Here is a 19,210-nt window from a genome sequence, read left to right as displayed (position 1 = left end):
CGAACCCGGATTGTTCGCACAGCCCTGTCTCCAGACACAGTCCACCTCCGCCGACCAGCAACCCTGATCCACACCAGCAGGCAAAACGGCATAAGACTCACTTATTGCCCTCTCAGGGATCGCATAGGGAATCGCCTGGTGCGGCGGATGCTCCCCCATCCGCCGCACCATGGCGTGCACGCTTAGCGGCTCAGCGAACCGGCGCGGGGGCGGTGCTGTCGCGGATGACGAGCTCGGTAGCCAGCTCGATGTGCAGGGCTTCGGCCTGGTGCCCGTCGAGCACGCGCATCAGAGCCGTGACGGCCATGCGCCCCATTTCCTGCAGCGGCTGACGGACCGTGGTCAGCTTGGGTGTCGTCGAGCGGCTGACGTCGATGTCGTCGAAGCCGACGACGGAGAGATCCCCGGGCACGTTCAACTGCCGGTCCGCCGCGGCGTGCAGCACGCCCACGGCCACCTTGTCGTTGAAGCAGATGATCGCCGTCGGGCGCCGCGGAAGGTCGAGCAGCTCGCCGCCGAGTTTCTCGCCGGTGGGGGTGACCGGTTCGCCGGACCGGATCAGCTCGGGATCGACGAGCTCGCCCACCTGCGCGAGCGCGGAGGCGTGCCCGGCCATGCGCGCCTCTCCGGCGGCGAGGGCGGGAGCGACCGAGATGACGCCGATGCGGCGATGGCCGAGCGCGGTGAGGTGTGCGGTCGCGTCGCGCGCGCCGGCGAAATTCGCGGCGGAGACGGCGAGCATGTCCTTGGGCACGCGCACGCGCGGATCGATCACGATGAACGGGGTGCCCGCCGAGCGCAGCGACTCCAGATCGGCCACGTCTTCGGGCGGCAGGATCAACACGGCTCCGGCGACGTCCCGCCGCGAGGGCAGCCGGCGCAGCACCGTGTCGTGGTAGCCGGCGCCGCCCGCGTCAAGCAGCATTTCGCGGCCGTGCAGCCGCAGCGTCTCAGCGATCGAGGACACGATCGGCCCGAAGTAGTCGGTCAGCTCATACGGGCAGCGCACGAAGACCATGCCTTGGGTGCGGGGCCGGGGCCTGGGCTGCGGAGCCTGGCCGCTCAGCTGCTCGACGGCTTCCTGCACCCTGCGGCGGGTCGTCTCGGAGACGTAGGCGTGCCCGTTGAGCGCGCGCGAGACCGTGGCGGCCGAAACCCCGAGGTGCGCGGCGAGCGCGCGGACCGTTGCGCGGCCGTCGCCGACGCCTGCGCCAGGGCTAGCCATCTGCAACACCCGGGATTGTCACAGTCAGAGCATAGGCGATGCGATGACGTGCGGGAATGCTCTGCGTGCGCGCCGTCGGCTTGACACCATCTAGGCAGACTGCTTTCCTTCCCGCAACGCCTGTTGCAGGCCACGTTTCACAGCTATCCGCCCCGTAAAGCCGCTTGTCGGCAATGCAGTGCTGAGGATTGCGGCCAGCGTCGCAAGGCACTCGTTTCATACAACGTTTGTTTCAGAAAGCGACTGCCCACTCCTCCGAGGAGGATGCTTTGAAACGCTTGATACGGCGCCCGCGCGACCCGCGCCGGGTCGTCGCCATGGGCGCGGCGGCGACTGTGGTCGCCGCCGGGATCACGACGGTCACCATGCTCAGCGCGAGCGCGGCCGTCTCCACCAGCGCCTGGTACGACTTCGTGAACGCCAACAGCGGCAAGTGCGTCGACGCGGCCGCGGCGTCCACCGCGAACGGCACGGCGGTACAGCAGTACACGTGCAATGGCACCGGCGCGCAGCAGTGGCAGCTGCGAACAGCCGCCGACTCGGGCTACTACGTGATCGTCAACTCCAACGGCGCGCAGCCGGCGATCGACGTGGACGGGCCCTCTACGTCGAGCGGCGCGCTGATCCACCTGTGGTCGGATGGCGGCTGGAGCAGCCAGGAGTGGCAGCCGGTGCAAGAAGGCAACGGTGACTACCACTTCGTGAACCACTACAGCGGCCTGTGCCTTGACACGCCGAGCGCGTCGACGGCCGACGGCGTTCAGCTGCAGCAGTACACCTGTAACGGCACCGGCGCCCAGTCCTTCGCACTGAACGTGGTCGGCGGCTCGACCGGCTCACCGAGCCCGACGGCGAGCCCGACCGGCAGCCCCAACCCGGGCAACCCGGACCTCGGCCCGAACGTGAAGATCTTCACGCCCTCGATGTCGTCCTCGTCGATCCAGTCGACGATCAACTCGATCTACAACTCCCAGCAGAGCAACCAGTTCGGCACGAACCGGTACGCGATGCTGTTCATGCCGGGCAGCTACAACGTCGACGTCCCGGTCGGCTTCTACACGCAGGTCGCCGGCCTTGGCGCGTCACCGGACAACGTGTCGCTGACCGGCGGCGGCATTCACGTCGACGCAGCCTGGTCCGGCGGCAACGCGACGCAGAACTTCTGGCGCGACGTGGAGAACGTCTCCGACACGCCGAGTTCCGGCACGCTGGAGTGGGCCGTCTCGCAGGCCGACCCGTTCCGCCGGGTCGACGTGCACGGCAACGTGACGCTCGACGACTACACCTCGGGCAACAACAGCAGCAACTGGTCCTCCGGCGGTTACATCGGCGACTCCCGCATCTCCGGGCAGATCAACTCGGGTACGCAGCAGCAGTACCTGACGCAGGACACCTCGATGGGCAGCTGGGCGGGTTCGAACTGGAACATGGTGTTCGTCGGCGACAACGGCGCGCCGGGCCAGTCCTTCCCGACGTACACGACCGTCTCCTCCTCACCGACGATGCGTGAGAAGCCGTACCTGTACGTCGACTCGTCAGGGCTCTACAACGTGATGGTGCCGTCGCTGCGCACCAACGCGGTCGGCCCCGACTGGACCGGCGGCTCTACGGCGGGCACCTCGATCCCGATCTCGCAGTTCTACATCGTCAAATCCGGCGACACCGCGACGACGATCAACAACGCCCTCGCCTCGGGCCTGAACCTGCTGTTCACCCCGGGCGTCTACCAGCTGTCCGCGCCGCTCAACATCACCCGCCCGGACACCGTCGTGCTCGGCCTCGGCCTGGCCACGCTGATGCCGCAGAACGGCGTCGCCGCGATCACCACGGCCGACGTGAACGGCATCGACATCGCCGGCCTGCTCATCAGCGCGGGCACGAGCAACAGCCAGACGCTGGTCCAGATCGGCCCGGCGGGCTCCTCGGCCAGCCACGCGAGCGACCCGATCGAGCTTCAGGACGTCTTCTTCCGGGTCGGCGGCGACGTGGCCGGCCGGGCGACCCAGTCGCTTGTCGTCAACAGCGCCAACACCATCGGCGATGACAACTGGATCTGGCGAGCCGACCACGGCAACGACAACACGTACGGCTGGACGACGAACCCGGCCGCCAACGGCCTGGTCGTCAACGGCGCGAACGTGACCATGTACGGTCTCGCGGTCGAGCACTACCAGCAGTACCAGACCCTGTGGAACGGCAACGGCGGCCGGACGTACTTCTACCAGTCCGAGATGCCGTACGACGTGCCGAACAACGGCAGCTGGACGCCCGGCGGCGAGAACGGATATCCGTCGTACAAGGTCTCGAACTCGGTCACCTCGCACCAGGCGTGGGGGCTCGGCGTGTACTGCTACTTCAGCGCCAACTCCAGCGTGGTCGCCGACCGCGCCATCGAGGTGCCGAGCAGCGGCTCGTCGTTCCACGACATGGTGACTGTCTCGCTGGGCGGCACTGGAACGATCAGCCATGTCATCAACAACTCCGGCGGCTCGGTGAACTCGGGCAACACGGTGACGTACCTGACCTCAGGGCCGTAACGCCGACGATGACCAAGTAACGCACTAACGAGCACGCGCCCCACTCCGCGAATGGCGGGGTGGGGCGCGTCTTGCTGACAGGCGCCCGCCTATGCTGGCGCGTATCGCGGTAATCAGCCGCGCTTAAGGGCCTGAAGACATGAGGGCATAAGGGCGTTAAGAGGGAGGCTGAAGCGATCATGGCGACGGACCGGCCCGCGTGGGCGCCCGGCGACGTGGCGATCGACCAGCCGAGCGTGGCCAGGATTTGGGACTGGTTCCTCGGCGGTTCACACAACTTCGCCGTCGACCGCGAGGTAGCGCGCAAGACCCTGGAGTTGATGCCCGAAGGGCCGCAGATGGCCAGGCTCAGCCGCGCCTTCCTGCGCCGCGCGGTCGAGCACTGCGTCCGGGCGGGGATCACCCAGTTCATCGATCTGGGGTCCGGCATTCCGACGGTCGGCAACGTGCACGAGGTGGCGAAGCGGGCGACACCGGACGCGCGCGTCGCGTATGTGGACATCGATCCGGTAGCGGTGGCGCACACCCGGCAGATCCTCGCCGGGGACAAGCAGACCACGGCGATTCAGGCTGACCTTCGGGACACGGCGCGGGTGCTCGCCTCGCCGGAGCTGCGCGGGCTGCTCGATTTCGACAAGCCGATCGCGCTGCTGATGGTGATGGTGCTGCACTTCGTGCCCGATGCGGATGACCCGCGCGGGATTCTCGCCGCCTATCGCGGCGCGCTCGCCCCCGGCAGCGCGCTGGTCATCGCGCATGGGAGCCGCGACACGGAAGGCATGCCGACCAGCCACTTGCAGACGGCGCGGAAGATGTACGAACGCGAAGTCGGCTCGGTGAGCCTGCGCACTCGTGCCGAGGTGCAGGCCCTTTTCGAGGGCTTCGAGCTGGTCGAGCCCGGCGTGGTGTGGGTGCCCGAGTGGCATCCGGAGCCGGACGAGCCGTCTGCGGGCGCCGCTGCTGCTGCTGTTACCGCTGCTGCCGACGCGGCCAGTCCGCGCGCCGGGTACGCAGGCATGGGGATCAAGCGTTTGTAGAGCTTGTGGGCGCTGATGGATCCGCGAAGGACTGAGGATTAACTAGGGCTGCTGCTCGGCGTTCGCGTCCGGCGTGTGAGGCGGGGCGTCTTCCGAGGAGTCGGGGCTCGACGAGGTGGCCGTGGAGATGGCCGTGGAGATGGCGACGCCGCCGCCCACGACCAGCGCGTACCTCGCGGCGGCCGCGATATTGGCCAGGCGATCGGCGACTGTCTGCCGGAAGTCCGCGGCCATGTCGCCGGATTCGAACCTGACCTCGGTGCCTGTGCTCACCAGGCGGCCGGCCGGGTGCGGGTCGAGCGCGTCCATGCCGGGCACGAGAGCGTCGAGGTTGTCGCGCAGCAGGGCGCATTCCAGCAAGAACTCTTCGACCTCGTCGGGCTCGACGTACAGGTCACCGTCCGCGAGCTTCGGGAGGAGCACGGCGCCGAGCGCGCGTGCCTGTCGCGAGCCCCAGACGGTGTCGCGCCACGAGTCGTAGCCGGCCTCGCCGTCCGCGGCGCTCGGCGGGTCGAACAGGTCCCGCTCGCCGTCTTCGCGGTCGATGAACACTTGCACCGCCAGGTTCATCGCCGAAGTAGACCACGCGCCGGAAGCGACGCGCCCGGATTCGGCCGGTGCGTGCCGCGGTTTCGCCAGAGCGACGTCTCAGGGCGTCGCGGCCGGCTGGCAGCAGTTCACGCCGGCTCCACGTCCGGATGCCGGTAGCCGCAGTAGTCCAGGACGAGTTCGCTGAACATGGCTTCCGCCCAGGAGAACCAGCCGCGGGTCCACGACGTCGGCCGATCGACGTGAAAGGACTCGTGGATGCGCGTCGTACCGACGTGGGTCGCCAGCAGTGTGTCGATCGCGGCGCGCTTGTCGGCGGGTTCGGTGCTGGTGAGGCCTGCGGTCGCGATGGCGATCGGCCAGACGTGGCGGCGCGGCGTGTGCGGACTGCCGACGCCCGAGGCTGCCGAGCCGCGGTAGAAGTAGGGATTGCGCTCGCTCAGGACGAAGGCGCGCGTCGCGCGGTAAACCGGGTCGTCGGCGCGGCAGTAGCCGATCAGCGGGAGGGCGAGCAGGCTGGGGATGTTCGCGTCGTCCATCTCCAGGACGCCGCCGCGGCCGTCGACCTCGTAGGCCCAGCGCGGCCCGGTGTCTGGGTCGTCGATCACCGCGTGGGCGCGGATCCCGGCGTCGATCTCGGCTCGTAGCCGTTTGGCGCGGGCGATCTGGTCCGGGTCAGGGGCGGTATGGGCCTCGGCGATTTCGCTGATCCGGCCGAGGACTAGGGACGCGAACTGGTTGCCGGGCACGTTGTAGCCGTAGCGCGTCGCGTCGTCGCTTGGGCGGAATCCGCTCCACGTCATGCCGGTGACGGCGACTTCAGGTCCGCGGCCGCCGCGCGTCAGCGTGCTGTGACGTAGGACGCGCCTGCGGCGGAAGCGATAGCGCGACTTGTTTTCGTGGTCCTGCTCGGTTTCCCAGAGCTCGAGGATCTGGCCGACCGCCTGCCAGAATCGCGTGTCGAAGATGTCGGCACGGCCGTAGCCTCGCCAGATGCGGTAGGCCAGCAGCAACGGATAGCAGAGCGAGTCGACCTCGTACTTGCGCTCCCATACCCATGCGCTGCATTGGACCTCGGCGACGTCCTTGCCGTGCCCGGCTCCGTTCGGCTCGGGGTTGAAGGCGTTGGCGTAAGGGTCGAGCAGAACGTATTCCAGCTGCCGCCGGAACACCGCGATGGCGAACTCCTCGGCCTGAGGGCCCGCGCCGACGCGGAGCAGCGGCATGAGTTGGGCGGCCGAGTCCCGCAGCCACATCGCCGGAATGTCGCCGGTGACCAGGAACACGCTGCCGTCGGCGAGCCGGCGCGCGGTGCGGGTCTGGAGCTCGGCGAAGAAGCGGAGCACGATCTGCGTTGCCTGCTCGTCGGCGATGAGAGTGCTGATGCGCTGCTCGACGGCTGCCAGGTCGAAGGCCGGGTCGGTCAAAGCAGACCTCTGTTTTTCGAGCTTGGAGGTGCGGAGGCGGAGGCGGGGGCGGTGCCGGGGGCGGGGTCGCGGACAGCTCTAGCGCGCACGTCGCGAGGTTATGCCCAGCAGGTGCGCGAGTGCGTCGAGCGCGGCCGGGTAGGCGCGCTCGGTCGGCGTGCCGTAGCCGACGATCAAGCCTTGCATGCGCGGGCCGGCGCCGCCGTGCCAATGATCGCCAAGGCTGCCGACCGCGATGTCGCGCGACGCGGCCCGGGCCAGCAGCTCCGCTTCGTCCGGGCCCGAGCCCGGCAGACTGATCAGGGCGTGCAGGCCTGCTGCGATTCCGTGCAGGGCGAAGCCATGGGCCGGGTTCGCGGGCCGCGAGTCGAGGCGCTGGACCAGCAGGTCTCTGCGATGGCGGTATCGCAGGCGCACGCCGCGCACGTGCCGGTCGTAGGCGTGACTGGTGATCAGGTCGGCGAGGGCCAGCTGGCCAAGCGCTTCGGTTCCGTGGTCGGCGTGCACCTTGGCGTCGGCGAACGGCTCGACGAGGCGGCGCGGGAGGACGACCCAGGAGAGCCGCAGGCCCGGCGCGAGGGTTTTGGAGGCAGTGCCGACATAGGCGACGTGATCTGGCGCGGTTCCCTGGAGGGCGCCTACCGGTTGGCGATCGTAGCGGAACTCACCGTCGTAGTCGTCCTCGATGATGAGGCCGCCGCCGGCGCGCGCCCACTCGATCAGCGTTCTGCGTCGCGCGGGGTGGAGGGTGGCGCCGACCGGGTACTGGTGCGCGGGCGTCACGATGACCGCGCCCACGTCTGGCAACGCACGCTGGACGAGCAGCTCGGTACGCGCTCCCCGCTCATCGACCGGCAAGGCGGCGATGTTCAGCCCGCTTCGACGGACCACCTCGCGGTACATGGGCGGACCGCCGGGATCCTCCATCGCTACCGTCGCCACACCGCTGCGACAAAGCACGCCTGCGAGTAGCGAGAGTGCCTGTACATAGCCGGACGTGATGACGATTTGCGCCGGGTCGGCGAGCACGCCGCGGGCTCGGCCCAGGTATTCGGCGAGTGCGGTACGCAATTCGATGCGGCCGCGGGCGTCGCCGTACCCATACACGTCTGCGGGCGCTGCGTTAAGCGCGCGGCGTACTGACCGAAGCCAGGCAGTCGTGGGGAAGGTCGAGACGTCAGGGCTGCCAGGGCGCAGGTCGTGCAGGGGGACCGGGCTGGTGACCGCGGCGTCGGCGACCTCTGGCGGGCGCTGCGCGAGGTCGGCTACCTCGGTGCCCGAGCCTTGGCGGGCGACGAAGTAGCCCTCTGCGACGAGTTGGTCGTACGCGGCGCTGACGGTTCCCCGGGCGAGGCCGAGTTCGGCGGCGAGCGCTCGCGTGGAGGGCAGGCGCGCGCCCGGCGAGAGGCGCCCGGAGCGGACGGCGTCACGCAGGGCGTGCTCGAGCCCGGAGCGCCGACCGGACGCCGGATCGACGTCGACGTGGAGATCGACCCCGAAAGTGGACCAGAAATCGGACACGATATTGGACCTTAGCATCGGTCCACTGTGGCCGTACGGTAGAGCCATGACTACAGAGACCACAGCTCAGAGCACTCAGTCCGCCCAGCGCGTCGTTCCGCCGGTCCGGCTGGCCGTGGACGAACTCGTCCCGCACATCAACAAGGCCATGTACGCGCTGGACGCGGCGGCCCGGAAGATCTCCCTGGAAGCGCCGCTGCTGGAACTGGTGCGCACACGGGCATCGCAGCTCAACGGCTGCGCCTACTGCGTGGACATGCACACCAGCGACGCTCGAAAGGGCGGCGAGAGCGAGCAGCGGCTATACGCGCTGCCGGTGTGGCGCGAGACACCGTTCTTCACCGCGCGCGAGCGGGCCGCGCTGGAACTGACCGAGGCGGCCACCCGGCTGACCGACGGCGAGGTCGGCGACGAGGTGTTCAACCGTGCCGCGGCGCAGTTCAGCGAGGTCGAACTCGCCGAGCTGATCTGGGCCATCGCCGTGATCAACACGTGGAACCGGCTGGGCGCCACCGCGCGGCCGTGGCCGCTCGGCTGACGGCTAACCGGAGGAGGTCGTCGCGTTCCCGCTGCCCGTACCGCTGCTGGTTCCTCCGCCGCTCCCCGTTCCGGAGTTCGAGGCGGCGGAGGAGGCAGATGGCGCGGGGCTGGTCGTGTCCGGCGGCGACGTGGTCACCGTGGAGCTCTGCGGCGACGGGCTCGACGGCGGCGGAGCTGCCGGGGACGAGGACGCGCTGGTCGGCGGTGGAGCGGGAGACTTCGGCAGGGGGAAGGCTCCCGGAGCGTAGATGTCCGTCACGTAGACCTGCGCGCCGCAGTTCGCGGTCAGCGTCACCACGGCCGTCGGCGTCGTGCCGGTGACCGCGTAACCCAGGTAGTACATGGAGCTCAGGGACGTGGACGGGCTCGGCGACGGGGTCACCGCCGGCTGCGGGCAGGCCACCGAGGCCCAGGCGAACTGGAACTGGTAAGCCTGCCCGGCCTTGAGCACCATCGCGGTGCCCCAGGTCGGCACGTTCGGCAGCAGCGGCGCCTGCGTCACGTCCTCCTTGACGATGTCCACGGAGGAGTCGGCCGTCCCCGCCTCGTTGGCGACCGTGAGCACCGGCGGCCCGACCACCACGCAGGGGCTCTGCGCGACCGCGTCCACGTGCCCGTATTCGATGCCGTGCACCAGGGGTCCGAGGGTGGTCGCCGTCTTGAGCAGCGCCGCGGTGCACAGCGGCACCCTCGCGGCCGCGGCGGCGGACGGCGTGGCCACCACCGGGCCTACCGGGCCGATGGCCAGACCGGTCTTGCCGCCGGTGCCGGTCGGCCAGACCGCGTGCCCGCCGTTGGCGGCCGTCGCGGCCTGGGACGAACCGTCGCCGCCGCTCGGGCCGCCGGAACCGGAGCCGCCGCCGAGGCCGACCGCCCCGGTGAGCGTCGGCACGATGTCGAAACGGTCGCCGGTCGCCATGGTCACCGCCATGGCGAGCATGAGCACGCCCGCGCTGCCCGCGAGCACCATGCGGTTGCGCTGGCGGGTGCGCGCCTTGCGCCGGATCCGGGCCAGGCCGCCGGGCGGCGGGCCGGACACGCCGACCGCGGCCACTCGGGTCCGCAACGCCTGCGCCAGATCGAGTTCGGCCGCGGAAAGCAGGCCCTCGCTGAGCGCCGCCTGCTGGACCGCGCTCTCGCCGAAGCGGTCGCCGCGGTCGCGGGCCGGGCCCGCGGCGGAGGAGGCGGCGGCGGGGCCGTGCCAGGCCGCGCCGCGGTCGTCCTGCTCCCGGTGCTCCCCCGCACCGCCGTCACCCGCGAGGGGACCGCTCATAGCTTGCTCGTCCGGGCCAAGCAGCTCGGAAGTGTGCTCCGAAGTCGCGTGGCCCTGCGCTCCGTACCGCCGCGCCGCCGGGCCCTGGGGTCTTTCGGCCCCCGAATGGTTCGCAGGCCCCCCGGCCGGGCGGCGCGATGGCCCACCTTGCGGCGGGACGACGCCGTCCTTGCTCATCGATGCTCCTCCATGCGGGCGCGCAGCGCCTCGATGCCGCGCGAGCCGTAAGCCTTCACTGAACCGATCGACACGCCGAGCGCCGCGGCTACCTGAGCCTCCGTCATGTCCGCGTAGTAACGCAGCACCAGCACCTCGCGCTGCCTGCGTTGCAGACCGCGCAGCGCCTGGATCAGCGCGTCACGCTCCAGGACGTCGTAGGCGCCCTCCTCCGCGCTGGCCGCGTCGGGCATCGGCTTGGGCAGCAGCCGCAGGCCGATCAGCCGCCGCCGCAGCGTAGAGCGCGAGAGGTTCACCACGGTCTGCCGCAGGTAGGCCAGCAGCTTCTCCGGCTCCCTGACCCGGCTGCGGGCCGCGTGCACCCTGATGAACGCCTCTTGGACGACGTCCTCGCAGGAGCCGAGGTCGTCGAGGAGCAGGGCGGCCAGCCGCAGCAGTGACGCGTAGTGGGTCTGGTAGGTGTCCGTCAGCAGATCGGCCGTCACATCGACGTCAGTCGCCACCGCGCCCCCAGCGACGGCGGGCGGCGATTCCGGCGGATCGATCGACACGGGCACGTCCGGCGTGTTCGTGGCTTCCGGCATGCCGACCAGAGCGGACAACGGACCGGCGTTCGCGCGCCGGCCCGCTATGTCCAAGCTCGGGTCGATCATGGTGGCAGTCACAGCAGTTAGACATTCGAACCCCCTCCAGCGTTGTACCCCATCCGAGTGGAACTGTGGACGGTGTACCGGGGGTTTTCACGAAGGGCAGGATCCCATCCGAACGGGCCGCACGGGGAGGTTCCGCCGGAAAAACCCCCGCGCGGGTGATGTCGTCCTGTCAGTCAGCGCGCCTCGGTCCCGCTCAGGCCCGGGCGAACTCTTTCGCGACCAGCTCCGCGATCTGCGCGGTGTTCAGCGCGGCGCCCTTGCGCAGGTTGTCGCCGCACACGAACAGCTCGATCTCGCGCGGGTCGTCCAGGCTGGAGCGGATCCGGCCGACCCAGGTCGGGTCGGTGCCGACCACGTCGTTCGGCGTCGGGAACTCGCCGTTCGCCGGGTCGTCGCACAGCACTATCCCCGGCGCGTCGCGCAGCGCCTCGCGGGCCTGCTCCACGGTGATCTCCCGCTCGAAGGCGGCGTGCACGGCCAGCGAGTGCGTGGTGATCACCGGGACGCGCACGCAGGTCGCCGAGACCTTGAGGTTCGGCAGCCCGAGGATCTTGCGCGACTCGTTGCGGACCTTCAGCTCCTCCGAGGACCAGCCGCCGTCCTTGAGCGAACCGGCCCACGGCACCACGTTCAGCGCCAGCGGAGCGGGGAACGGGCCGAGGTCGCCGACCGCGCGGCGCAGGTCGCCGGGCTGCGAGCCGAGCGTCTGCGAGCCGCCCACCTTGGCCAGCTGCTCGCGCAGGGTGTCGATGCCGATCTGCCCGGCCCCGGAGGCGGCCTGGTACGAGGCCACGATCAGCGAGGTGAGGCCGAACTCGGCGTGCAGCGCGCCCATCGCGACGATCATGGAGAGCGTGGTGCAGTTCGGGTTCGAGATGATGCCCTTGGGCCGGTTGCGCACCTGGCCGGGGTTGACCTCGGGCACCACCAGGGGCACCTCCGGGTCCATCCGGAACGCGCCGGAGTTGTCGACCACGACGACGCCCTTGGCCGCCGCGATCGGACCCCACTCGGCCGAGACCTCGTCGGGCACGTCGAACATGGCGACGTCCACGCCGTCGAAGGCCTCTTCGCTCAGCGCCACGACCTCCACCTGCTCGCCGCGCACGGTCAGCCGCTTGCCGGCCGAGCGGGCCGAGGCGATCAGCCGGATCTCGCCCCACACGTTCTCACGGGTGGAGAGCAGGTCGAGCATCACCGTGCCGACCGCGCCGGTCGCGCCGACCACCGCCAGGGTGGGCAGGTTGGCGGCGTAGGGGTTGCGGCCGGAGCCGTTCGCGCTGCTCATCGTCCGGTCCCTCCGTAGACCACGGCCTCGCCGTCGGCGTCGAGGTCGAAGGCGGTGTGAATGGCCTGCACGGCCGGCTTTACGTTGTCCGCGCGGCAGACCACCGAGATGCGGATCTCGCTGGTGGAGATCATCTCCGCGTTGACCCCGGCCTGGGAGAGCGCCTCGAAGAACACCGCGGTGACCCCGGGGTGGCTCTTCATGCCGGCGCCGATCAGCGAGACCTTGGCGATCTGGTCGTCGTAGGCCAGCGAGTCGAACCCGATCAGCGGCTTGACCTTGGACAGCGCCGCGACGGCCTTGGCGCCGTCGTTCTTGGGCAGGGTGAAGGAGATGTCGGTCAGACCGGTCGCCGCGGCGGAGACGTTCTGCACCACCATGTCGATGTTGATCTCCGCGTCGGCCACCGCGCGGAAGATCCGGGCGGCCTCGCCCGGCTTGTCCGGGACCCCCACCACGGTGACCTTCGCCTCGCTGGTGTCGTGCGCGACGCCGGCGATGATCGCCTGCTCCATCTCGGCCCCTTCCAGGCTGTTGCGGATCCAGGTGCCTTCCTTGGCGGAGAAGGAGGAACGCACGTGGATGGGTACGTCGAACCGGCGGGCGTACTCGACGCAGCGCAGGTGCAGGATCTTCGCACCGCTCGCGGCCAGTTCGAGCATCTCCTCGTACCGCACGTTGTGCTGCTTACGCGCGGTGGGCACGAGCCGCGGGTCGGCGGTGTACACGCCGTCCACGTCCGTGTAGATCTCGCACACCTCGGCGTCCAGGGCGGCGGCGAGCGCCACCGCGGTGGTGTCCGAGCCGCCGCGGCCGAGGGTGGTGATGTCCTTGGTGTCCTGCGAGACGCCCTGGAAGCCGGCCACGATCGCGATCGCGCCCTCGTCCAGCGCGGTGCGGATGCGGCCCGGGGTCACGTCGATGATCCGCGCCTTGTTGTGCACGCGGTCGGTGATCACGCCGGCCTGGCTGCCGGTGAACGAGCGGGCCTCGTAGCCGAGGGTGCCGATGGCCATGGCCAGCAGCGCCATCGAGATCCGCTCGCCGGCGGTCAGCAGCATGTCCAGCTCGCGGCCCTCGGGCAGCGGGGAGACCTGCTGGGCCAGGTCGATCAGCTCGTCGGTGGTGTCTCCCATGGCGGAGACCACCACGACCACCTCGTTGCCGGCCCGTTTGGTGTCGACGATGCGCTTGGCGACCCGTTTGATGCAGTCGGCGTCGGCGACGGAGGAACCGCCGTACTTCTGCACGACCAGGCCCACGTTAGCGCTCCTGACTTGGGATCGGCTTGGCTGAAGGGCGTGACCAGCACGTAGTCATGGTCGCCGCCCAGTTTAGCGAGCAGGCGGCCGCCACCTAGGGCTTTTCACATCCCGAGACGGCGTCTCAAATCCTGCGGTGCGCGGGCGCCGGGGCCGTCTTTTTTCGCGAAACGGCCGCGCGGTGGCGCGATCGGTCTCGGCTCCGGCCGGCCGTCACTCCTGGAGGCGCGAACGGGCCACGATCGACTGCAGCGCGCGCACCGCGGCCGAGGCGGCGGGTCCCCAGTCGGTCAGGTACGAGAACTGCCACCACCACAGCGCCTCGAGGGTGCGCCCGGCGCGGTAGTGCGCGAGGCCGTGGGCGAGGTCGGAGACCGCGGTGGCGATGTCGTCGGAGATCCGGCGCCGCTCCAGCTCGGGCTGCGCGGCCAGCGGGTCGAACACCTCACGGTAGCTGTCGCAGGGTTCGAGCAGCGCGGCCAGCTTCTCGCGCAGCTCGTCGAGGTCCGGGTCCGGGCCCGGGTCCTCCTCGAAGCGCTCCTCGGGCACCACGTCGTGCACCGCGCCGAGCCGCCCGCCGGCCAGCAGCAGCTGGGAGACCTCGAGCAGCAGCATCGGCACCGCGGAGTCGGTCGCGTCGCCGCGGGCCACGGCCCGCACCACCACGAGGAAGGATTCGATCTGGTCGGAGATCTGGTCGGCGAACTCACCGAGCTCGGCGGCGCTGTCCAGCACGGCCGGGTGCTGATCGGCCAGCTCCTCTTCGGCGGTGCCCGCGGCGGCGGAGCGGGTAGTGTCAGACATCGAGTGATCTTCTCCCTTCGAAGGCCCGGCCGAGGGTGACCTCGTCGGCGTATTCCAGGTCCCCGCCGACCGGCAGGCCCGAGGCGAGACGGGTGATGCGCAGCGCGCCGTCCACGGCGAGCGGCTTTACCAGGCGGGCGAGATAGGTCGCGGTGGCCTCGCCCTCCAGATTGGGGTCGGTGGCCAGGATCAGCTCGGTCACGCTGCCGTCGGCGAGCCGCGCCATCAGCTCCCTGATGCGCAGGTCGTCCGGGCCGACTCCGTCGATCGGCGAGATGGCCCCGCCCAGCACGTGGTAACGGCCGCGGAACTCGCGGGTGCGCTCGATCGCGACCACGTCCTTGGGCTCCTCGACGACGCACAGCACGCTCGGGTCGCGGCGCGGGTCGAGGCAGATCCGGCAGCGCTCGGCCGAGGCGACGTTGCCGCAGACCTCGCAGAAGCGCACCGTCTCCTTGACCCGGATCAGGACCTCGGCCAGCCGTTTGACGTCCACCGGATCGGCCTGGAGCACGTGGAACGCGATGCGTTGGGCGCTCTTCGGGCCGATGTTGGGCAGCCGGCCGAGTTCGTCGATCAGGTCCTGGACGACGCCTTCATACACGTCGAGCACCGCCCTCCGCGCCTCGCGCCGGACCAGGCGGCCGCGCGTCCATCCACCGTGTTCGTGTTACTCATTACCGCTGCGCTCAAAACCCGAGTCCCGGCATGCCGCCGCCCATCCCGCCCAGCGCGCCGAGCGGTCCGAGCTTGTCCTTCTGCAGCTTCTCGGCCTCCTCGTTGGCGGCCTGCACCGCGGCGATGACCAGGTCGGCCAGCGTCTCGGTGTCCTGCGGGTCGGCCGCTTCGGGGGCGATCTTCAGATCGACCAGCTCGCCGAGCCCGGTGACGGTGGCGGTGACCAGGCCGCCGCCGGCCGTGCCGGTCACCTTCCGCTCGCCGAGCGCGCGCTGCGCCTCCTCCATCTGCTGCTGCATCTGCTGCGCCTGCTGGAGGAGCGATCCCATGTCGAACCCGTCCGGAAACACCTTGGGCTCCTTGTCGGCTTGAAGCTGTCGAGTGACGCGACGGCATGTCTTCGGTAACGGAACGAGCCTATGCGGTTCGGGCGCCGGACGGGGGCCACGCGCTGTCCGATTGACGAACAGATGACGCAATTCCGGTCCACGCGCGGCGCTTGTCGCGCAGGTGGTGTAGGCGACCAGCGCCGAGCGGCCTCAGTCCGCGTCGGATTTCTCTTCCAGCACCGTCGCGCCGAGTTCGCGGACCAGCAGGTCTCGCGCGGTCGGTCCGGCGTCGTCCACGTCCTCGTCGTCGGGGTCGGGTTCGTCCTCCTCCGGAGGCGTGGCCGGTTGCGCGAAGGGAGGGGGTGCGGCGGGTTGCGCGAACGGAGGCGGCGCGGAGGAACTCGCGGGCGCCTGGTCGAATCCGCCTCCGGCGCCCTGGCTCGACGGCGAAGCCGGCGGAGGTACCGCGGCCGCCGTGGGAGCCGTAACCGGCGTCGGCGCGGAAGACGGGAACGCCACGCTCGGCATGGGGCCCGGCGCGTTCGTTCCGGCCGAGGGGTCGACCAGTGCGTCGATCTTCCACTCGGTCCCGGTGAGCTCACGCAGGGCTTCCCGCAGGGTTTCCTCGCGGTTCGAGCCGTGGAAGTTGTCGCGCAGGCCGGGATTGCTAAAGCCGAGCTGGAGCAGCCTGCCCTCGACGCCGACCACGTGCACGCTTTGCAGCATCACCCAGGCGACCTTGCTGCGCCGCGCCACCGCTTCCAGCACCTGCGGCCACACCTGACGAACCGAGGCCGCCTCATTCATCCCGCCGCCGGACGCCCCTGCCTGTGGCGCGGCCGCCGCGCGGGTCTGCCCCGGCACCGCACTCTGCGTCATCGTCCCCAGTGTCGTCGCCCCCTGCGACGGCAACCCCTGTGCCGCTCCCTGGGATGCCGCTCCCTGCGCTCCCCCCTCGCCCGCACCGCCGACTCCCCCGCCCCCGCCTGTGACCGCGCCCGCACCAGCGCCGCTCTTCCGCCACGGCGGCGTGAACGCGCCGTCCACCGAATTCGCGGACTGCTGCCCCTGCCCCGCAGGTACTTGTCCCGCTGCCGCCACAATCCCCGGCTCACCTACACCAGCGGCCACCGCCCCCGGCGCCCCGTAGGACGCCGCCGCTGCGCCCATCGCCGGCTCCGCCATCCGCGGCCGCTCCGCGGGCATGCTGTCCGGCCGCATCCCGACAGCCGAAACGTCACTGACTGCGCTCACCACACCGCTGCGCTCAAGCCGATCGAGCCGGGCCGCGACACCCCGGACCGGGTCATCCGCACTGGGCAGCAGCACACGGGCACAGATCAGTTCCAGCAACAGCCGTGGCGCCGTGGCCCCGCGCATCTCCAGGAGCCCGGCGTTGACCAGGTCGGCCGCCCGGGACAGCTCGCTGGGACCAAAGGCGGCGGCCTGCTCGCGCATCCGGGCCAGCTGATCCCCCGGCGCCGTGATCAGGCCCTTCTCCGCGGCGTCCGGGACGGCGGCGAGAATCACCAGATCCCGCAGCCGCTCCAGCAGGTCCGCCAGGAAGCGCCGCGGATCGTGCCCGCCCTCCACCACATGGTCCACGGCCTGGAACGCGGCGGCGCCATCGCGCGCGGCGAACGCCGAGACCGCCTCGTCCAGCAGCGTCGCGTCGGTGTAGCCGAGCAGCCCGACCGCCATCTGATAGGTGACGCCGTCCTGCCCCGCCCCCGCGAGCAGCTGGTCGAGTACCGACATCGAGTCACGCACCGAACCGGCGCCGGCCCGCACCACCAGCGGCAACACGTCCGGGTCCACCTGCACCGACTCGCGCTCGCAGACCTGCGCCAGGTAGTCGCGCAGGACGCCCGGCGGCACGAGTCGGAAGGGGTAGTGGTGCGTACGCGAGCGGATGGTCCCGATGACCTTCTCCGGCTCGGTGGTGGCGAAGATGAACTTCAGGTGCGGCGGCGGCTCCTCGACGACCTTGAGCAGCGCGTTGAAGCCGGCCGGAGAGACCATGTGGGCCTCGTCCAGGATGTAGATCTTGTAGCGAGCCGAGACCGGCGCGAAGAACGCCCGCTCGCGCAGGTCGCGCGCGTCGTCCACGCCGCCGTGCGAGGCCGCGTCGATCTCGATGACGTCGATCGAGCCGGGCCCGCCGCGCGCCAGGTCCGTGCACGACTTGCAGGTCCCGCACGGCGTCGGCGTCGGCCCCTGCGCGCAGTTCAGGCAGCGGGCCAGGATCCGCGCGCTGGTGGTCTTCCCACAGCCGCGCGGCCCGCTGAAGAGATAGGCGTGATTCACCCGCTGATTGCTCAGCGCCCGCTGGAGCGGCTGAGTCACGTGCTCTTGCCCGATGACCTCTTCGAAGGTCTCGGGACGATATCGGCGGTATAGCGCGAGTGACACGCCTCTGAGCGTAGCCGTTCCCACCCACACGAACGGCCTCCTCGCGCCGACCTGTGGATAAACCAGAGATCGCGACCATCGCGGGCGAGGGCAAGCGAAAGACCCCTCGCGCACCCGCCAGAGCCTGCTTACCCTTGCTGCCTTCCGGCCCTGGGGGGGTTCAGCGGGGTGACGCCACACGAGGGGTCCGCCAAAAAGGATAGCCCATCGCGAGCGGCCCCCGAGCCGGTCCCCGAGAACGCAATGGTGTGGCGAAGCACCCGCCTTCGTCCGGTAAGCTTGCCCGCGGAGGATTCGCCTAGTGGCCTAGGGCGCACGCTTGGAAAGCGTGTTGGGGGCAACCCCTCACGAGTTCAAATCTCGTATCCTCCGCTCACAGGGCAGGCCCCGACCAGCGCGAATGCTGATCGGGGCTTGTTGCCTTCTCGGGCGAGGTTCACTCTTCCGTGTCGCGGGTTGCAGTTTCGGTTGCATTTGACCCTTCGATGGCCTGTCGCGGGACCGTCCAGACCAGGGCTTCCTGCCGCTTGGCAACGTCGGTTTGGACGCGCTTGACGAGGTGCTGGTACCGGCCGGGCATGCTCGGGTCCGACCAGCCCATGAGCCCCTGCGTGGTGCGGTCGACCACTTCGAGGATGAGCAGCAGCGTGGCGGCGGTGTGCCGCGCATCGTGCAGCCGTCCGTCTCGGACACCAGCGGCCTTGAGCAGGTCTTTCCACTCGTGGAAGTCGGTGTTCGGGTTGATCGGTCGGCCGGTCAGCGTGGTGAAGACGTATCCGCCTTCCTGCCACTGCGCGCCGGCCGCGGTGCGCTCCTTCTCCTGCTGCTCGCGCTGCTGACGCAACAGCTCGACGATCGGGCTGGGCAGTCCCATGGGGCGCCGTCCGGCGCGCGACTTGACCTCACCGGTCGGCTTGCGGGTGTTGACCTTCTGCGGGCAGTATCCGGGCCGTTTGCTGCAGGTTCCGTCGCATCCGTGTTGGTACTTCGGCCTGAGTCGGTTTTCCCGCACGCGCAGTGTCGCGGCGTCGAGGTCGAGGTCTGCCCATTTCAGGCCCAGTACTTCGCCTTGCCGCAGACCGAGTACGAGCGCGATGGCCCATCGGGCGCTGTTGCGGCGGTTGGCTGCTGTGGCCAGTATCTTCTGAACTTCTTCGAGTTCGTACGGGACGATTTCCTCCTGCTCGACACGCGGCGGTTTTGCCAGGGCGGCAGGGTTGCGGGTGATGTGGCCGCGCCTTAGCGCCTCATTCAGCGCGGCGCGTGCAGTGCGGTGGACCTGGTGCGCGTTGGCGGGCTTGTGACCGGCTGCGAGCATCTTGCGGTAGAGCTTCTCGAAGTGCTCCGGCTGGATTCGCTCGATACGGTGCGCGCCCAGTCCGGGCACAAGGTGCTTATAGACGGCGTTGCGGTAGGCGTCGGCCGTGGTGTCGCGGACGGTGGGCGCGGAGATGTTTTCCACCCAATGCGTGAGCCACTTCTCCATGGTCCAAACGGG

Annotated in this window: 15 protein-coding genes, 1 tRNA gene, 1 other RNA gene and 1 pseudogene; 4 read left to right on the top strand and 14 right to left on the bottom strand. The window is 70.0% G+C overall.

What is annotated here, in order from left to right; translation table 11 throughout:
• Positions 1-190: 190 nt before the first annotated feature.
• Positions 191-1,225 (bottom strand): LacI family DNA-binding transcriptional regulator, encoded by a 1,035-nt coding sequence (locus VFB40_RS09645; protein ID WP_324849066.1) that lies wholly within the window; start codon positions 1,223-1,225, stop codon positions 191-193.
• A gap of 317 nt (positions 1,226-1,542) precedes the next feature.
• On the opposite strand from VFB40_RS09645, the gene VFB40_RS09640 reads away from it, so the two are divergent.
• Together VFB40_RS09640 and VFB40_RS09635 are read left to right on the top strand one after the other, a co-directional pair.
• A complete protein-coding gene (locus VFB40_RS09640) occupies positions 1,543-3,762 on the top strand; it encodes a pectate lyase-like domain-containing protein (protein ID WP_414642070.1) in 2,220 nt (739 codons plus the stop codon).
• Between the two features lie 179 nt (positions 3,763-3,941).
• Complete coding sequence (locus VFB40_RS09635) at positions 3,942-4,799, top strand: SAM-dependent methyltransferase (RefSeq protein WP_324849062.1); 858 nt, start codon at positions 3,942-3,944, stop codon at positions 4,797-4,799.
• A gap of 42 nt (positions 4,800-4,841) precedes the next feature.
• Here VFB40_RS09635 and VFB40_RS09630 read toward each other — a convergent pair whose 3' ends face one another.
• The 3 genes from VFB40_RS09630 to pdxR all read right to left on the bottom strand — a co-directional run bounded on the left by VFB40_RS09630 (position 4,842) and on the right by pdxR (position 8,296).
• Positions 4,842-5,369 (bottom strand): hypothetical protein, encoded by a 528-nt coding sequence (locus tag VFB40_RS09630; RefSeq protein WP_324849060.1) that lies wholly within the window; start codon positions 5,367-5,369, stop codon positions 4,842-4,844.
• Between the two features lie 107 nt (positions 5,370-5,476).
• The gene (locus tag VFB40_RS09625; RefSeq protein ID WP_324849058.1) at positions 5,477-6,775 is read right to left on the bottom strand and encodes a glycoside hydrolase family 125 protein; all 1,299 of its coding nucleotides are present in this window, start codon (positions 6,773-6,775) and stop codon (positions 5,477-5,479) included.
• Positions 6,776-6,853: 78 nt separating this feature from the next.
• The gene (pdxR, locus tag VFB40_RS09620) at positions 6,854-8,296 is read right to left on the bottom strand and encodes a MocR-like pyridoxine biosynthesis transcription factor PdxR (protein WP_324849056.1); all 1,443 of its coding nucleotides are present in this window, start codon (positions 8,294-8,296) and stop codon (positions 6,854-6,856) included.
• A gap of 46 nt (positions 8,297-8,342) precedes the next feature.
• On the opposite strand from pdxR, the gene VFB40_RS09615 reads away from it, so the two are divergent.
• Positions 8,343-8,834 carry a carboxymuconolactone decarboxylase family protein gene (locus tag VFB40_RS09615; RefSeq protein ID WP_324849054.1) on the top strand — a complete coding sequence of 164 codons (492 nt, stop codon included), beginning with the start codon at positions 8,343-8,345 and terminating at the stop codon, positions 8,832-8,834.
• A gap of 3 nt (positions 8,835-8,837) precedes the next feature.
• On the opposite strand, the gene VFB40_RS09610 is transcribed toward VFB40_RS09615, so the two are convergent.
• The 9 genes and pseudogenes from VFB40_RS09610 to ffs all read right to left on the bottom strand — a co-directional run bounded on the left by VFB40_RS09610 (position 8,838) and on the right by ffs (position 17,903).
• Positions 8,838-10,109 (bottom strand): hypothetical protein, encoded by a 1,272-nt coding sequence (locus tag VFB40_RS09610; protein WP_324849052.1) that lies wholly within the window; start codon positions 10,107-10,109, stop codon positions 8,838-8,840.
• 173 nt (positions 10,110-10,282) lie between these two features.
• A complete protein-coding gene (locus VFB40_RS09605) occupies positions 10,283-10,939 on the bottom strand; it encodes a SigE family RNA polymerase sigma factor (RefSeq protein ID WP_324849050.1) in 657 nt (218 codons plus the stop codon).
• Positions 10,940-11,132: 193 nt separating this feature from the next.
• Positions 11,133-12,227, bottom strand: coding sequence for an aspartate-semialdehyde dehydrogenase (locus VFB40_RS09600; RefSeq protein WP_324849048.1), 1,095 nt, complete (start codon positions 12,225-12,227; stop codon positions 11,133-11,135).
• Positions 12,224-13,489: an aspartate kinase gene (locus VFB40_RS09595; protein ID WP_324849046.1), complete on the bottom strand. Its 1,266-nt coding sequence runs from the start codon at positions 13,487-13,489 to the stop codon at positions 12,224-12,226. The genes VFB40_RS09600 and VFB40_RS09595 overlap by 4 nt, the downstream gene beginning before the upstream one ends.
• Before the next feature lie 216 nt (positions 13,490-13,705).
• Positions 13,706-14,293: pseudogene (locus tag VFB40_RS09590) on the bottom strand (DUF5063 domain-containing protein); the annotation flags it as partial.
• A complete protein-coding gene (gene recR / locus VFB40_RS09585) occupies positions 14,286-14,897 on the bottom strand; it encodes a recombination mediator RecR (protein ID WP_324842479.1) in 612 nt (203 codons plus the stop codon). The pseudogene VFB40_RS09590 and the gene recR, both read right to left, overlap by 8 nt.
• Positions 14,898-14,982: 85 nt before the next feature.
• Entirely contained in the window at positions 14,983-15,300 is a 318-nt protein-coding gene (locus tag VFB40_RS09580; protein ID WP_324842470.1) for a YbaB/EbfC family nucleoid-associated protein, read from the bottom strand.
• A gap of 210 nt (positions 15,301-15,510) precedes the next feature.
• Positions 15,511-17,712, bottom strand: a complete 2,202-nt coding sequence (locus tag VFB40_RS09575) for a DNA polymerase III subunit gamma and tau (protein ID WP_324849041.1) — start codon at positions 17,710-17,712, stop codon at positions 15,511-15,513.
• Between the two features lie 94 nt (positions 17,713-17,806).
• An RNA gene (gene ffs / locus VFB40_RS09570) (signal recognition particle sRNA small type) lies at positions 17,807-17,903 on the bottom strand.
• 96 nt (positions 17,904-17,999) lie between these two features.
• Here ffs and VFB40_RS09565 point away from each other — a divergent pair.
• Positions 18,000-18,084: transfer RNA gene (locus tag VFB40_RS09565), tRNA-Ser, on the top strand.
• A 64-nt stretch (positions 18,085-18,148) separates the two neighbouring features.
• On the opposite strand, the gene VFB40_RS09560 is transcribed toward VFB40_RS09565, so the two are convergent.
• Positions 18,149-19,210, bottom strand: a 1,062-nt coding sequence (locus VFB40_RS09560; protein ID WP_324849040.1) for a tyrosine-type recombinase/integrase, incomplete at its 5' end; no start/stop codon positions are given.

The sequence above is a fragment of the Actinocrinis sp. genome (assembly GCF_035650855.1).
In the GTDB taxonomy this organism is placed as follows: Bacteria; Actinomycetota; Actinomycetes; order Streptomycetales; family Catenulisporaceae; genus Actinocrinis.
This window is presented reverse-complemented; position numbering and strand designations above follow the sequence as displayed.

Bases quoted from the DNA above. Each gene is read 5' to 3' on its own strand.
- VFB40_RS09605 (WP_324849050.1), bottom strand. From the start codon at position 10,939: ATGATCGACCCGAGCTTGGACATAGCGGGCCGGCGCGCGAACGCCGGT.
- VFB40_RS09615 (WP_324849054.1), top strand. From the start codon at position 8,343: ATGACTACAGAGACCACAGCTCAGAGCACTCAGTCCGCCCAGCGCGTC.
- VFB40_RS09645 (WP_324849066.1), bottom strand. From the start codon at position 1,225: ATGGCTAGCCCTGGCGCAGGCGTCGGCGACGGCCGCGCAACGGTCCGC.
- VFB40_RS09630 (WP_324849060.1), bottom strand. From the start codon at position 5,369: ATGAACCTGGCGGTGCAAGTGTTCATCGACCGCGAAGACGGCGAGCGG.
- VFB40_RS09640 (WP_414642070.1), top strand. From the start codon at position 1,543: ATGGGCGCGGCGGCGACTGTGGTCGCCGCCGGGATCACGACGGTCACC.
- VFB40_RS09580 (WP_324842470.1), bottom strand. From the start codon at position 15,300: ATGGGATCGCTCCTCCAGCAGGCGCAGCAGATGCAGCAGCAGATGGAG.
- VFB40_RS09610 (WP_324849052.1), bottom strand. From the start codon at position 10,109: ATGAGCGGTCCCCTCGCGGGTGACGGCGGTGCGGGGGAGCACCGGGAG.
- VFB40_RS09600 (WP_324849048.1), bottom strand. From the start codon at position 12,227: ATGAGCAGCGCGAACGGCTCCGGCCGCAACCCCTACGCCGCCAACCTG.
- VFB40_RS09635 (WP_324849062.1), top strand. From the start codon at position 3,942: ATGGCGACGGACCGGCCCGCGTGGGCGCCCGGCGACGTGGCGATCGAC.